Here is a 15221-nt window from a genome sequence, read left to right as displayed (position 1 = left end):
TGTTGTCTCCGCAATCAGCGCCGTATGTTTACAGAAGTCACAACAAACTTGTCATGCCGATGACGTGAAAAGGAATATTCAAATGGAATCCCGGTATCTAAGAAGCCCACATGTTCCACTTCAAGAATTGGATCATCCTGTTTACAGCCCAGATGCTGCTGGTCAATATGATCAGATTTGCAGGCTCTGATTTTCCGATGCGTTCCGGCGATTTTGAGCTGTAGCACATTTGTAATGTGATTGTAGATCGAATCATGAAGGACATCGTCATTAATGCCCGGTATTAAATGAGTCGGCATATATGTTTTTTCTAATACATAGGGTTCACCTTCTACAATTCGCAGCCGAACGACATAATAAACCGGTGTTTTCTGATCAATAGACAAATGGGCGGCCACTTCCTCAGTGGGAAATTGCACTTCAAACTGAATGACCTTGCTTTGGATTTTTTTATCTTTCAGCAAGTTGGTCAATCCGAGAATCTCATTGCTGACTACATGTACATGGTCATCCTGTATTGCAGATTGAATAATAAACGTGCCATGGCCTCGTTTTCTGAACAGCAGACCCTCGGCAACTAAATTATCCAAGGCTCTCTTCATCGTCATGCGGCTTGAGTTAAATTCTTTTGCAAGAGATACTTCATCAGGAATGGGCTGATCGATCGGATATACGTTATTTTTAATTCTATTTCTCATTTCATTTGCAATAATTTCGTATTTATTCATTGGCATCCTCCGGCAGCTGTTAGAGTCTGATATCACATAAGCTTTTACGGATATCATAAGTTCTTTTCCCTATTTCATCAATGTTGCGGATTTTCGTCATCTCTATTCGTTATGATGATTGCCGGAAGATCTTGGCCTTTAGGAAAATCTAGAAACCGCTATGTTCAGCAACCTTTTTGAACCATTTTCCGCTCTTTTTGACGGTTCTTTCCCCGTCTTTCTCAAGATTGACTGATACAAACCCGTATCGGTTTTTATAGGCATTTGTCCAAGACCAGTTGTCCATGAACGTCCATAAGTGATAGCCTTTTACGTTCGAGCCTTCCTGTATGGCGCGGTGAATCCATTTGAGGTGCTCTTTTATAAATTCAATCCGGTAATCATCTTGAATGATGCCTTGTTCATCCCTGAATCGCTCTTCACCTTCAACCCCCATACCGTTTTCAGAGATAAAACACTCGATGTTGCCGTAGTTTTCTTTTAAATTAATTAAAATATCATAAACGCCTTTTTCATAGATCTCCCAGCCGCGATGCGGATTCATTTTGCGGCCCGGCATGACGTAGGGATCAAAATACCTGTCAGGCAAAAAAGGAGCGTCGGGATTCGGAAGATGTTCTTTCGCTTTCACACGTCTCGGCTGGTAATAATTCACTCCCAACAGGTCAACCGTGTTCTTTTTGATGATGTCAAGATCTTCAGCGTTGTAATCAGGCATAAAGCCTTCATGCTTCAAAATGTCAACCAGCTCTTTTGGAAATTCGCCTTTGACAGATGGGTCTAAAAAGGATCTGTTAAAAAACGCGTCTGCGATTTCCCCGGCTTTTACATCCGCCGGATGGCTGCTTCTCGGGTATGATGGGGTCAAATTTAAAATGATTCCGATTTTTCCGTCCTGCTCCATCTCCCTGTAAGCCTGAATGGCGCGGGCACTTGACAGCATCGTATGAAATCCAACCTGGACGGCCTCTTTAAAGTCTACCTTGTTTGGATAATGAAAATCATATAGGTATCCGCCTTCTACGGGAACGATTGGTTCATTATGCGTGAACCATTTTTTCACCCGGCCGCCAAACAAACGGAAGCAAGTTCTTGCATAGTTTTCATACGCGTCAACCGTCTCTCTGTTGACCCAGCCGCCGATTTTTTGAAGCGCCATCGGCATATCGAAATGAAACAAATTGACAAAAGGTTCAATTCCGTTAGCGATTAACTCATCAATGACATTGTTATAGAAATTTGCGGCTTTATCGTTGATCTCGCCCGTTCCGTTTGGTATTAAACGTGACCAGGAAATCGACATCCGGAACGAGTTGTGGCCAAGCTCCTTCATCAGCCTGATATCTTCTTTATAGTTGTCGTAAAATTGGGATGTGTCTGCGGGGCCGACATGATCAAAAAAACGATGCGGTTCTTTTTCAAACCAATAATCCCATATATTCTGGCCTTTTCCGTCTCTGTCGGCGGCACCCTCCGTTTGTGTTGCTGAAGCCGATGATCCCCACCAAAAATCCTTTGGAAAACGATATTGTTCTGTTTGTGCCAAGTCTCTCTCCCCTTATGTCACATTTTTATGCTGTTATCATTTTGCTGAGCAGCTGTCTCCTGCACAGCCTGTTCTTTTTCTTTTGCCAGATTTAATTTATCCATTGCTTTTAGGAACGGAAACCAGATCACGAAGACAATCAGCAGATTGATAAGCTGCATCACGCCCCCCATGATTGAGTTCGTCGCCATGATGCCATTAATGAACAATGGAACCGTCCACGGCACTGTCACACCAGTCGGAGGCGGAACGAGCCCGGCTGACATAGCCAGATAGGTGACGAGCGTAACAACCATCGGTGCCAGCACCCAAGGCACAATAATGATCGGATTCATGACAATCGGAAGCCCGAAGATAATCGGTTCGTTTACGTTAAAAATACCGGGAGCGAGGCCAAGTTTTGATACTTGCTTCATCTGCCTGCTTTTCATGAATATGAGAATGGTAAACACAATCGCAAGCGTCATCCCGGTTCCGCCCATCCCTACTGTATAAATCTCCATAAACGGTTTTGAAATAATATGAGGGATTTCTTTTCCCGCCGTGTAAGCAGAAAGGTTTTCTACCTGCAGTGTATTCCAAATCGGGTCCATCACGGAGTTGATAATGATCTGTCCATGCAGTCCGAAAAACCAAAGAATTTGTATGAAAAACACGGCAATCAGCGTTGGAATGATACCGCTTCCAAGTCCGACAAGCGGAGCCTGAATCGCGTGATAAATAACGTCGTGCATATTTGTTTTAAAAAACAGAGTCACCATTACGTTAATCAACAAAAATACGGTCAATGTGATAAAAGCCGGAATAAGTGCGGCAAATGATTTTGCTACAGCAGGCGGAACGCCGGCTGGCATTTTGATTGTCAGGTTTTTTTGAACGATTCTTCTGTAAATTTCACCAGAAAGAAATGCCGTAATCATCCCAAGAAACATCCCTTTTGCACCGAGACGATCGACCGGGATAACCCCTGTAATGGCATCTCCTGTTTCTGGCTGAATGATAAATGGCGTTAAGAGCAAAAAGGAAACCAAAGCGATCGCTCCGCCAAATACAGCTTCGACCTGATAGCTTTTTGACAGGTAATAGCCTATCCCGAACACAACAAAGACAGACATAATGCCCATTGTCGCCGTGGAGGCAATGCCGAAATGAGACTGAAACGACGTAAGCATTGAGGCGTTCATGATTTTGTTTAGAAACGGCAAATTCGTTAACACAACAAAAATGGACCCGAATATCGTCAGCGGGAAAGCCAGCATAAATGCATCACGCAACACTTGCAAATAGCGGTTATTGTTTAACCTCCCTGCAATTGGAACAAGGAATTGGCTGATTTTCTCGAACACCCTATCCACCCCGATTATTTATAGATTCTTGGTTTTAAAGAGATCAAGCATCTCTTTCACTAATTCTTTCATGGATAATGTTGACATCAGATGATCCTCTGCATGCATAAGCAGCAATGAAAAAGCTGTTGCTTCTCCGCCGGATTCCTTCTGTATCATTTGAAAGTGAATGTCATGGGCCGCGGATAAATCCTGCTCAGCCTTGGCAATGAGGGCATCAGCCTCGTCCTTGTTCCCTTCTTTGTAGGCGCGCAGTGATTGTATGATGCAGCTGCGGGCATTTCCGCTGTGCAGGATTAGCTGAAAACTGATTTGCTCGTCTGTTAAATTCGTGATTTTCATCTGTTCCATTATTGATTCACCATTAAGGACAATGCCTGCTCATACGCTTTTTTCCCATCTGCCATTCCGTAGGCCATCATGTCAATGACTTCAACTTGAATGTTGTATTGATCCGCTTCTTTTTGGAGTTCGCTTTTCAGAAAGCTCATTTGCGGACCGATCAAAACGGCATCCGCTTTTCTCATGTCTTCTTTTGCTTTATCCTGGCCAACAGCCCAAATCTCTGCTTCCTCACCGATAGACTGTGCGTATTCCTTCATTTTTGTCACCAATAAACTGGTAGACATTCCTGAACTGCACGCGAGTAATATTTTTTTCAACTGCTATCCCCCCTTGTGATTAAAACGCTTACATGGATTATTATAGTCATTTATTTTTAAATGTCTATACTTTTGTAAAATAAATATAATCATATGCTTGTCCGGTTCATCATTTTGTAAATTTTTCTATGGAAGATTCATTCATAATGTGGTACACTCATCAACGGAAACGAATCAATTAAATAGCTATTATCACTTGTATAACCTCAATAATATGGTTTGAGGGTGTCTACCAGGAACCGTAAAATCCTGATTACAAAATTTGTTTATGACATTTTTTGTAATCAGGATTTTTTTTATTTATCAAAACATTTAAGTAAAGGAGTTTGTTATGAATTTCAAAGTTTTCCTGCTTGCAGCTTCTACGATTGCAGTCGGATTGGTTGAGTTAATTGTGGGGGGAATTCTTCCTCAGATCGCAAATGATTTAGACATTTCCATTGTTTCAGCCGGACAGCTGATCAGTGTGTTTGCGCTGGGATATGCAGTATCTGGGCCGCTGCTTTTGGCATTGACTGCGAAGATTGAGCGGAAGCGCTTATATCTAATTGCTTTATTTGTTTTCTTCCTTAGCAATCTTGTCGCCTATTTCAGCCCTAATTTCGCAACACTGATGGTATCTAGGGTATTGGCAGCAATGAGTACAGGGCTGATTGTTGTGCTTTCTTTAACAATTGCCCCGAAAATTGTAGCGCCTGAATACAGAGCCCGCGCAATCGGAATTATTTTTATGGGATTCAGCTCTGCTATCGCATTAGGCGTGCCGCTCGGAATCTTAATCAGCGATTCCTTCGGGTGGCGGATTTTGTTCCTTGGCATCGGCCTGTTGGCACTGATCTCCATGCTGATTATTTCAATCTTCTTTGAAAGAATACCGGCGGAGAAAATGATTCCTTTCCGGGAACAACTCAAGACGATCGGTAATCTGAAAATCGCGAGTTCACACCTCGTCACGATGTTTACATTAGCTGGCCACTACACGCTTTACGCTTACTTTGCGCCGTTTTTAGAAGAGACTCTTCACCTGAGCTCTTTCTGGGTCAGCATTTGTTATTTCCTTTTCGGGATATCTGCTGTATGCGGAGGCCCTTTCGGAGGAGCGCTATCTGACCGGCTTGGTTCCTTTAAGAGCATTTTGCTGGTGACCGGTTCCTTTGCCATCATTATGTTCTTACTGCCGCTGTCTACATCGTCTATGATTTTCTTTTTGCCTGTCATGGTGATTTGGGGTCTTCTGAGCTGGAGCCTCGCCCCGGCTCAGCAAAGCTATTTAATTGAAATTGCACCTGATTCGTCTGACATTCAGCAAAGCTTTAACACATCGGCCCTCCAAGTCGGAATTGCCCTTGGCTCAGCCATTGGCGGTGTTGTTTTGGATCAGACGGGTACTGTGGTTTCAACGGCATGGTGCGGCGGATCGATTGTGATCATCGCTGTCCTGTTTGCTTTCATTTCTTTAACAAGACCTGTTCAAACAGCAAAAAAATCCTCCTTGTAAAAGGAGGATTTTTTATGATTTAGCTGAAAGCTCATCTTCGGTGACCCATTTGTGGTTTTTCACTTTTTCGCCGCTTGTTGTCGATGTATAGTCAACCATGTATACAGTTGTTTTTTCCGCGGAATCGATCTCGGCTGTTGCTCCTTTCATGCCTTTCATATGAGAAGCCTCTAAAATCACCTGATCTCCGGGTTGTAACGTTTTATCTCCGGCATCTTTGATTTCTTCTTGGATCACCCATTTGTGATGATCCACACGCTGTCCCCCATTAGTCGGAGTATAAGAAACCACATACGCCGTTGTATCATAGGCGCCTGTTACCGTAGCTTCGGCACCTTTCATGCCTTTCATATGAGAAGTATTGATGATTACTTGGCTGCCTACTTTGTATTTCGGATTTTTAGATTCCTGTAATCCCTCTGGAACGTCAGCTGATCCGGAATGGTCCATCTCTTCATGTGATGAGGAGTCTGAATGATTGTCATGTGTGCTTTCTTTCGTACTGTTGTTATTGCCGCATGCTGATAAAACAAAAACAAGAGATAACATCAGAATTCCCAGTGCATTTTTAGAGATTTTCATGTTCATTCTCCTTTGCTTCATTTTTTTCCTGTAACTTTTGCCCGCAGACAATGAAAACATGCCCTCTCGATAATACTATACCCCCGAACGGTATGTAAATACGCTGATATTCTCATAAAGCGTTCCCGCAGTTTGTCCTATTCCCCTTTGTTTGCAAAGCCAAACATGAAAAAAGGCCGCTGTCAGGCGGCATTTATTGATTTAAGACTTTTATATACACACCTTTTTTTGCTTTTTGATAAGCGGCCTCACCCATTTTCCTCACCTTTTCAGAAGCATCTGAGGATTTGATCCATTCGTCATCAAGAAAAATGGATGGATCGATTAGGCGCATTTTCTTCTTTTGATGGAAATCGTACTGGATGTCATCCTCTATTACTTGTATGCCGGGATGAATAGATGTAAGCAAGCTCAGAACTTCTTCATTTTTTGATGTACGCAGGATGTTCAGTACCTCTTGGTCCGTTTTCAGCAGATCCTCTGCGGATATGACATCATGCCGCAGCGCTGCCTTCAATGCTCGCGCTAAATATTCATATCCATATACATTCACAGGATTCAAAAAGAAATCAATCACTTCCTTGTAGTACACACTGACAAACCATTCGCCAGCTTCAATACTATCTGGAAACATCCTTCCGTTTCTCACAATAAGATGATCCAAAAAGGTTTGCGCTTCATGCAGGCTAATGTGTCCATATCGGTACATATCACGCAGCGTATAGTCTGTCCGATCAGCACACAGCTCCGGTGCGGGCTGTTCGAGCAATGTCCACTTTGAATCGTCAGATAAAAGTTCTTCAGTATGATAGCCGTGTTTTTGTAGAATGTCCGGGATTTCAGAGTGAACAATGACTTGTTGAAAGATGTTTTCATGATAGTCTTCTGCTTGATTTTCAAAGACAACGTCAACCACATGAGAAAAAGCTGTGTGTGATACGTCGTGGAGCAGACCTGCAATCTGTTCTTCTATCGTTCCTCCGAGCTTTTTGATGAGGAGCATCACGCCGATGGAGTGCTCATACCTGGTCACATTCCACCTTCGATTGACTAAAAAGCTTGCTCCGCCTTGATAGATCCCTTTTAATCTTTGCACAGGAGCGCTTTTGATAAGCTCTTCCAGCACACCGTCTAAATGGTGGTGCCCGTAAATAACATCGCTTATTTCCATGCCGTCACCTCAACATCTATTTTTTCTGTTATATATTGTTTATATTGATAGTACATATGCAATCTTTCAATAGAGGAGTGTTATGATGATGATCATCCCAAACAATGAGATAGCGAAACATATGTTGATCGATTTTTTTGCCAAGCATTGGGGTACACCCGAGATGGCGATTTCCAGTGGCATTTTTCGGTGTGATGAATTAGATGGATTTGCCGCAGTAAATGAAAGCGGCGAAATCATTGGCTGTATTACATACACAATAGATGGGAAAGATTGTGAAATTATTTCATTAGATAGTATGATTGAAAATAAAGGAATCGGCACAGCTTTACTTCAGCAGGTTGAAGAGACGGCTAAATATGCACATTGTCAACGAATAAAGCTTATCACAACGAATGATAATGTACATGCGATGGCGTTTTATCAAAAGAGAGGCTATCAATTCGCCGCAGTGTTTCCGAACGCAGTTGAAAAAGCGCGCCGACTCAAGCCGGAGATTCCCGAGGTGGCTGAAAACGGCATTTTGATTCGGGATGAAATTCTATTTTCGAAGGTAATTGATTAAACGAATAGGAGTCTTTTATGTCCAGTCATTATAAATACCCTCTCATTTTCACGGCATTCCTATTAATCACTTTCTGCTTGATCTTTTTTTCCTATCACCTGATTCATCATGTTCGTTTGGAGTATCCGAATTGGCAGGGAGAAAGCAAAGATCAGAATTGGGAAGCTGTTTTCACAAAAAATGAAGATGCACCGAATGAATACAGCGGCGAACTTTATTGGATCGGTGAACCACATGAAACAGACAACACTTATTTGGAATCACTGATTGTAAAAAAGGATGATGAAATTCTGCTGAGTTCTGACACGGAAATCCCGATGCATGATTATTCTGGAGGCACTTTTTCTGATGGAAGCGCAAAGGAAAAGTCTGTTTCTTTTTTAGAGCGGTTAGATGAAGATGAGCTTGAAGGCCATGATATAACCATTGAAGTGAAATGGAAACAAGGTAATCATTATTCTGCGAGTCAGCTTACGCTCAATGAAAAGACCTTGTTTGATGAAAAGCAGCAATAGATGATCAAAACGAAAAATAGACAAATGAAAAGGAATAGCATATTTTATACAGCTCATATGTTATGCCTTTTCTACTTTTTTCATTTCCGCCAAAAAGTGGAGCATTCCGCCTTGTCCAGAATATTAAACGCAATCATTTTCTCAAGTAGCGTGTAATCAACTGGACCGTTCCAAGGGATACGTATCAGCTGCTCGGTGTAATCATATCCGGCCTTCACAATATCATCCTCTACGTGCGCTATCGTTACTTTTTCAGGAGCGACAGCTAAATGCTTTTTAGAAACACTAAAGCCAATAATAAATGTACCGTGATCCGTAAACATCGGTTGGTTCCATTTTATTTCTGTATGTAAATTTGGATATTTATTTTTTATCCAAGTTAACACCTCTTCCGTTCTTTCTCGGTGGAACGGGTCATCAATCCCCGCTAAATACTCAGAAAAAACGTCCATGTTGTTCCCTCCTAAAATAAAATGATGCCACTCCATATGAACTGCTCAGACATGTGCTTACACAATACCTCTTTCCAACATAATACTTAAAATTGTTCAAGATGTAAGCGGGTTGTTTGTATGCGACTATAGCAGATTTCAGTCCGCCTATCCACGGCCAGTATCTATTCCTCCAATTTATTTCTATAGTACTATCACTCTTTCCTTTCTCTTGATAGCAGTTCATTATTCTTGTAAATCCAATCTTTAAAATCCATTAATACTAGCTTAACAGTTTAAAAATATAATTGGGTTGTCATTGAGATTCATCTATATTTAGGAGGTTATCCAGTTGAAAAAATTCCCGAAGAAATTACTGCCTATCGCGGTTTTAACATCAATTGCGTTCAGCAGCTTAGCCAGCGGCAGTGTGCCTGAAGCCAGCGCCCAGGAAAAGAAAAAGGGGAACCACGACGAAATTAAAAATGTTATTGTTCTGATTGGTGATGGTATGGGTGTGTCTTATACGTCTGCTTATCGATACTTAAAGGATAATAAAAAGACAAAAGTTGTGGAGCCTACGGCTTTTGATCAGTACCTTGTCGGCCAGCAAACAACTTACCCCGATGATCCTGAACAAAATGTAACAGATTCTGCAGCGGCGGCAACGGCTATGTCTGCGGGAATTAAAACATACAATAATGCCATAGCCGTTGATAACGACGGGTCAGAAGCCAAAACGGTGCTTGAAGCTGCGAAAGAAAAAGGAAAAGCAACAGGACTTGTGGCCACTTCAGAAATTACACACGCCACTCCGGCCTCTTTTGGTTCACACGACCACAGCCGAAAAAATATGAACTCAATTGCGGATGATTATTTTGATGAGATGGTCAACGGCAAGCACAAAATTGATGTCCTTCTAGGCGGAGGAAAGAGCAATTTTGACCGTAAGGACCGTAATTTGATTAAGGAATTCAAAAAGGCGGGGTACAGCTACGTGGATGATCGCAAGGACATGCTGAAAAACAAAGACAGCCAAGTTCTCGGCCTATTCGCTGACGGCGGCCTGCCTAAAAAGATTGACCGTACGAAGGATATTCCATCACTTAAAGATATGACAAACACAGCCATTAAAAAATTAAACAAGGATAAAGACGGATTCTTCCTCATGGTGGAAGGCAGCCAGATTGACTGGGCGGGCCATGACAATGATATCGTTGGCGCCATGAGCGAGATGGAAGACTTCGAACAAGCTTATAAGGCGGCTATTGATTTCGCTAAAAAAGACAAGCACACATTGGTTGTCGCAACGGCTGACCACTCAACCGGCGGATATTCCATCGGTGCGGACGGCATCTACAACTGGTTCAGTGAACCCATTAAAGCCGCAAAGCGCACACCAGACTTTATGGCAGAAAAGATCGCTGACGGCGCGGATGTTGAAAAAACGTTGAAAACATATATCGATCAAAAGAAATTGACTTTAACAAAAGCCGAAATTCAATCTGTTGAAGAAGCGGCAAAATCGAAGGAAGTACTGGATATCGATAACGCAATCGAGAACATCTTTAATAAACGCTCTCACACTGGATGGACAACAGGCGGACATACCGGTGAAGATGTTCCCGTCTATGCATACGGTCCGTCTAGTGAGACATTTGCCGGCCAAATCGACAATACAGAAATCGCCAAAAATGTTTTCAAGGCTTTACAATACAACATTAAGATTAACGATAAGTAAAAGAATACAAGGTGTCCCGTTGCTTGTATGAAGTAACGGGATCTCTTTTTAATGGAGGAATCATCATGAGAAGAATTCTTTCAATTTTCGTTTTTGCTATCATGCTTGCGGGCTGCTCATCAAACGCCAGTACTGAAAAACAGCATGCAGGCGGGGAGAAAACAGTAAAAGCTGAGCCGCAAAGCACTTCATCCCAGAAGGACAGCACAGATAATTATCAACCTAATTCCCAGGTAACTGATGACCGGTCATTGCTTAAGGTCGGCCAAACGTTTTCAGATGATAAAGGAAAAGCTGTCTTAAAAGATATCAAACAAGTGAACAAAACCTATAAGATTGGCGACGTGGAGTTAACAGTAAAAGAAATGAAGCTGATCCACTTGCGCCCGGACTACAGCATGATTGATTACTTTCATGAGTTAACACACGATGAAGAGTTTGATTTCGTTAAGGTTTTCGTTGATATCAAGAACACCTCTTCAAAAAAAGTAAATGTTGCGCCGATTGCATTGATGAAAACAAATACGGGCGAAACCTTTGAATGGAACAAAGATATTTATCTTGAAGAGTTAAACGGCGAATTGGAAGGCGGCGCCGAAAAGTCCGGAAATCTCGGCTTTATTGTGAACGCATCAAGCCGCCATGCTCATGATAAGGCCGCGGATGCTGAGAAGAAAACAAAAGAGATCAAGTGGATCGAAATCACGACAAGTGACGTCTTTGACCATAACCATAAGAAAATCAGTGATGCTCAAAAAATCAAAATCAAGTTTTAAATCAAGAACTCCCGTACAAGGTACGGGAGTTCTTTTTCTTATTTGTTTTTTTGGCGAATCAACTCATCAATCCGCTCCATCACTTCTTCCATGTCCATACATTCCTTGAAGCTTTGATTGATTTTTTTAATGCCTGCCGTATACTGATCGTTGCGCAAAACCTCATCTACGGCCTGTTTTAATATTTGGGCATTGACTTCATCTTTAGAGATGACATAGCCTGCATGGAGTTCAGAGAGACGCTGCGCCACCATCGGCTGATCCTTGTCATGAGGCATGACAACCAGTGGCACGCTGAAATGAATGCCTTCGTTTACGCTGTTCATTCCGCCGTGTGTAATGAAAACATCCGATTGCTCCAGCACTTCCAGCTGAGGGACATACGGAGCAATGATAAAGTTTTCCGGCGCCTGCTTTAATTTGGTCAGGTCCGCTTTTTCTCCGGCAGCGATGACGACTTTTCCGTTAAAGCCTGAAAATGCATCAATACAAAGGTTGAAGAAATCCTCTGTATGATCCAGTACAGTCCCCATTGAAATATAAATGACACTCTCATCTTTTAGCTGTTCAATCGGGAAATCCGTTTTTTCCGCTCTCTTTGGAAAGCTCGGCCCGATAAACAGACATTCATCCCCGAAACGATCACTTTCTGGCTGAAAATAACGGCTTGTATACACTACGTTCAATTCCCCTTTATTGTTCATGAATTGAACCAGGTTTTTCGGGGCAACACCGTACGTTTCTTTCATTTTTGCCAAAAGATCTTCGCACTCTTGATCCAATTCAAGCGGCGCTCCAGACTCCGGATGCAGCGGCAGGATTTTCAGGTGCTCCTCGCCAAACAAGAAAGACGCCGATGAAGAGACTCCTGGAATATCTAAGTAATCCCTTACCAATTCCCCCGCGCCGAATTTATCATAATAAACAAAATCAAATTGAATGCTCTTAGATAAGTCTTTGACAATCTGTAAAATGTCCAATGACGTTTTGATATGGATTTTCACGAAATCAAGAATGCCATTGGGCGAACCGACATGAATAGGTGTCGTTCGCAGCAGATCCCGGTGAAGATGGACCGTTGCTCCCGCTGCTTCTAATCGTTTTTTATATTTTTCAGTGGATATATAATGGACATCATATCCCTTATCGGAAAACGCTTTTGTAATGCCTAAGGTAGGATTCACATGGCCTTCCGCAGGAAAATTCAAAATCAATACTGTCTTCATGTAGACAACTCCCTCTCAAATCGTATTCTGACTCTTTGTTTGATCAGACTACTACTAATCGTAAAATGGGAACACAACCCATGCAAGGTACAAATGAATGAACTATTCTGCTGCTCTGGACTTAATCAAAAAAAGACACCCAAGCTCTGGTGTCTTTTTTTACACTTTTCTGATCGTGAAAAATTTCCGCAGAAGCCATGGGCCCGGTGTAAAGCCCAGCGTTAACTGCCAAGCGCCAATAGCCTGCAATCTGTATTCGCGGACGATCTGCATCTTCCGGCTCATGCTCCTGACATCCTCAAACCATACCTCATGCGTCCGCCCCTGCTGATCACTGTACCGGAAAAACGGTGATTGATATTCGGCTGAATATTGTATCGGGGCTTGGTACCTCATCGCTCTTTCGATTGCGTTTTGATTTGAAATCGCTGAAGCAACTGTGCCCGGCTGGTACGGGATGATCCAGTCGTACCCGTAGAGCGGGACTCCGATAATGATTTTTCTGCTCGGCACCTGCGCAATCGTAAACTCAATGGTTCTCCTTATTTCAGTAATCGGCGCTACAGGACCCGGCTCACTTCCGGCATGATGCCAATCATAAGCCATGATAAACATATAATTGACAACCGCTCCTATCCCCCCGTAATCGTAGCCTCTCAGCCATGGAATATTATCGCTTGTTTTTGCAGGAACGGCTATCGTCAGCACATACCCTCCCGCCTGAAGGCGATCTCTCAGCTGGCGTAAAAACCCAGTGAAAAGATCGCGATCCGCGGCGCTCACCTGCTCAAAATCGATTGTCACACCGCCATATCCCCTTGTGGAAACTAAGTAATAAATATTGTTGACCAGATTGGTTCTCGCTGTCGGATTGTTTAGCACTTGGTGAACAATCTCCGTACTGAAGCCTCCTGATGTAAGGTTCGTTATTGTTGCCAGCGGCGTGACCCGTCTTTGCCAAGTTGTCTCAATAGCAGCCGCATCATTCAATTGGTTTGCAATGTCGCCGTTCGGTGCAATATGATATTCAAAAATCGAAATTGAAGACGAGTATGGCGCATAATCATTGATCAGCTCCCGATCGAGGTCAGGATTTCGGAGCACATAAAAACTCAATGTCCCCGCAATGTAATTTGAGATCGAAGGAATCGTTATTTTTGCTCCCGCTTGTAAAGCATTTGGGCTGATGCCCGGATTGGCCGCTCGCAGTCGCTCTAATGGCACAAACGCTTTAGCTGCAATGGCGGTAAGCGTATCTCTCGGCTGGACTGTATATACATAAAGAGGGATAAGCAGAGCCTGCCCCGGCACGATATTTGTCTCATCTAAACCATTCACACTCCGGATTTGATCAACAGAAGCACCGTATCTTCTGCCTATGGAAAACAAAGAATCACCAGGCCCGACGATATGGATAAACATGTTTAACCCCCATTATTCGTTAGTCAATCCATCATAAAATCTTATTAACGGGGCCTCTTAGATATGTGGTGAATACATAAAAAAATACCAAGGGTTCTGCTCCCCCTTGGTACCGGATCATACAAATCAATTCTCTTTTCCTTCTTCAAGCACATGCTTCAAATGCTCACAGTCATGATTGAAATGAGCCAGCACATGTTGTTTGGCTGCTTCTTTGTTTTTCTTTTTCACTTCTTCAAATATCCTGCGGTGCTCACGTAGTATCGTTTCTGCACGGTGGTCGCCGGTATAATTAAGGATTCTGCAAAAATGAATCAGATCATTTACATGCTCAAGCAAATTTTTCAAATGTCTGTTATGGCTGAAATCAACCAGCAGCTCATGAAATTTTTGGTTTAAACGAATGATTTCCGTATCTTCCGTGCCGTTGTGAATGGCTTTCTCTGTTTCTTCAAGCTGTTTTTCGAGTATGGTCAGCTCTTCTTCGTCCGCTTCGTCTATGACTAATTCGACTGCCAGCTGCTCCAGCGGAATTCTGATTTTATAAATCTCATCTACATCTTTTGCCGTTAACGACGTGATCGAAAACCCATTTCGGTCATCCGCTTTTAACAAACCATCTTTCTCAAGCAATCGCATGGCTTCCCTTATCGGAGAGCGGCTGACGCCAAAGCTTTTCGCCAGCTGTGTTTCGTTTATCCGTTCCCCAGGCTTAAAAGTCCCGTTGAAGATCATTTTTTTTAGCTGGTTATAAAATTGCAGGTAGTAGGGAGTCGGTTTATCTAATTTAAAATCGTCCATATATAATACCTCTTTTGAATATATTCAAGGGCTTTTCTTCATCAAAATCATATAACAGATGGTAATGGGAAGCAACAAACTGCCTTGTCAGATCCCTGAATTTGAGGTACGATATGTTTGCTGAACGACGGTCGACGGACTACTGGCAACTGAAAAAACGGCATGTTTTTCTTCGTCAATAGGACACCATACCTCCGCCAGAATAGCGCAC

Annotated in this window: 16 protein-coding genes and 1 riboswitch; of the genes, 5 read left to right on the top strand and 11 right to left on the bottom strand. The window is 42.6% G+C overall.

Annotated elements, in window-relative coordinates; translation table 11 throughout:
- Positions 1–14: 14 nt before the first annotated feature.
- The 5 genes from gmuR to MKY10_RS03180 all read right to left on the bottom strand — a co-directional run bounded on the left by gmuR (position 15) and on the right by MKY10_RS03180 (position 4282).
- On the bottom strand, positions 15–728 hold the full coding sequence (gmuR, locus tag MKY10_RS03200; protein WP_015715336.1) for a transcriptional regulator GmuR: 714 nt from the start codon (positions 726–728) through the stop codon (positions 15–17).
- Between the two features lie 148 nt (positions 729–876).
- Positions 877–2274 carry a 6-phospho-beta-glucosidase GmuD gene (gmuD, locus tag MKY10_RS03195; protein ID WP_015252688.1) on the bottom strand — a complete coding sequence of 466 codons (1398 nt, stop codon included), beginning with the start codon at positions 2272–2274 and terminating at the stop codon, positions 877–879.
- Positions 2275–2291: 17 nt separating this feature from the next.
- Positions 2292–3620 (bottom strand): PTS cellobiose transporter subunit IIC, encoded by a 1329-nt coding sequence (gene celB / locus MKY10_RS03190; RefSeq protein WP_003244271.1) that lies wholly within the window; start codon positions 3618–3620, stop codon positions 2292–2294.
- Positions 3621–3638: 18 nt separating this feature from the next.
- On the bottom strand, positions 3639–3971 hold the full coding sequence (locus MKY10_RS03185) for a PTS lactose/cellobiose transporter subunit IIA (protein WP_015252690.1): 333 nt from the start codon (positions 3969–3971) through the stop codon (positions 3639–3641).
- On the bottom strand, positions 3971–4282 hold the full coding sequence (locus MKY10_RS03180) for a PTS sugar transporter subunit IIB (RefSeq protein WP_003242472.1): 312 nt from the start codon (positions 4280–4282) through the stop codon (positions 3971–3973). Before MKY10_RS03180 ends, MKY10_RS03185 begins: the two co-directional genes overlap by 1 nt.
- 176 nt (positions 4283–4458) lie before the next feature.
- Positions 4459–4558, top strand: a riboswitch (purine riboswitch).
- 55 nt (positions 4559–4613) lie between these two features.
- Between MKY10_RS03180 and pbuE the strand changes: the two genes are divergently transcribed.
- On the top strand, positions 4614–5780 hold the full coding sequence (gene pbuE / locus MKY10_RS03175; RefSeq protein WP_003234105.1) for a purine transporter PbuE: 1167 nt from the start codon (positions 4614–4616) through the stop codon (positions 5778–5780).
- A gap of 12 nt (positions 5781–5792) precedes the next feature.
- On the opposite strand, the gene MKY10_RS03170 is transcribed toward pbuE, so the two are convergent.
- Together MKY10_RS03170 and MKY10_RS03165 are read right to left on the bottom strand one after the other, a co-directional pair.
- The gene (locus tag MKY10_RS03170; protein ID WP_015252691.1) at positions 5793–6413 is read right to left on the bottom strand and encodes a YdhK family protein; all 621 of its coding nucleotides are present in this window, start codon (positions 6411–6413) and stop codon (positions 5793–5795) included.
- Positions 6414–6555: 142 nt separating this feature from the next.
- Positions 6556–7533 (bottom strand): HD domain-containing protein, encoded by a 978-nt coding sequence (locus tag MKY10_RS03165; protein ID WP_015252692.1) that lies wholly within the window; start codon positions 7531–7533, stop codon positions 6556–6558.
- Between the two features lie 82 nt (positions 7534–7615).
- On the opposite strand from MKY10_RS03165, the gene MKY10_RS03160 reads away from it, so the two are divergent.
- Both MKY10_RS03160 and MKY10_RS03155 read left to right on the top strand, forming a co-directional pair.
- On the top strand, positions 7616–8098 hold the full coding sequence (locus MKY10_RS03160) for a GNAT family N-acetyltransferase (protein WP_015252693.1): 483 nt from the start codon (positions 7616–7618) through the stop codon (positions 8096–8098).
- Between the two features lie 17 nt (positions 8099–8115).
- Positions 8116–8613, top strand: coding sequence for a YdhH/YoaO family protein (locus MKY10_RS03155; RefSeq protein WP_015252694.1), 498 nt, complete (start codon positions 8116–8118; stop codon positions 8611–8613).
- A gap of 80 nt (positions 8614–8693) precedes the next feature.
- Here MKY10_RS03155 and fra read toward each other — a convergent pair whose 3' ends face one another.
- Entirely contained in the window at positions 8694–9065 is a 372-nt protein-coding gene (fra, locus tag MKY10_RS03150; protein WP_015252695.1) for an iron chaperone frataxin, read from the bottom strand.
- A 331-nt stretch (positions 9066–9396) separates the two neighbouring features.
- Here fra and phoB point away from each other — a divergent pair, with 331 nt between their 5' ends.
- Both phoB and MKY10_RS03140 read left to right on the top strand, forming a co-directional pair.
- Positions 9397–10785 carry an alkaline phosphatase PhoB gene (gene phoB / locus MKY10_RS03145; protein ID WP_015252696.1) on the top strand — a complete coding sequence of 463 codons (1389 nt, stop codon included), beginning with the start codon at positions 9397–9399 and terminating at the stop codon, positions 10783–10785.
- 65 nt (positions 10786–10850) lie between these two features.
- Positions 10851–11561: a membrane lipoprotein lipid attachment site-containing protein gene (locus MKY10_RS03140; protein WP_015252697.1), complete on the top strand. Its 711-nt coding sequence runs from the start codon at positions 10851–10853 to the stop codon at positions 11559–11561.
- A gap of 38 nt (positions 11562–11599) precedes the next feature.
- Here MKY10_RS03140 and MKY10_RS03135 read toward each other — a convergent pair whose 3' ends face one another.
- From MKY10_RS03135 to MKY10_RS03125, 3 genes are all read right to left on the bottom strand, one after another.
- Positions 11600–12787, bottom strand: coding sequence for a glycosyltransferase (locus tag MKY10_RS03135; protein ID WP_015715326.1), 1188 nt, complete (start codon positions 12785–12787; stop codon positions 11600–11602).
- A 159-nt stretch (positions 12788–12946) separates the two neighbouring features.
- Positions 12947–14209 (bottom strand): glycoside hydrolase family 18 protein, encoded by a 1263-nt coding sequence (locus MKY10_RS03130; protein WP_236833328.1) that lies wholly within the window; start codon positions 14207–14209, stop codon positions 12947–12949.
- Positions 14210–14335: 126 nt separating this feature from the next.
- The gene (locus MKY10_RS03125) at positions 14336–15010 is read right to left on the bottom strand and encodes a GntR family transcriptional regulator (protein ID WP_003234129.1); all 675 of its coding nucleotides are present in this window, start codon (positions 15008–15010) and stop codon (positions 14336–14338) included.
- Positions 15011–15221 lie beyond the last annotated feature (211 nt).

It is taken from the genome of Bacillus sp. FSL P4-0290, assembly GCF_037975435.1.
In the GTDB taxonomy this organism is placed as follows: Bacteria; Bacillota; Bacilli; order Bacillales; family Bacillaceae; genus Bacillus; species Bacillus subtilis.
Note: the sequence above shows the minus strand (reverse complement) of the source record. Positions and strands in the feature narration are given on the sequence as shown.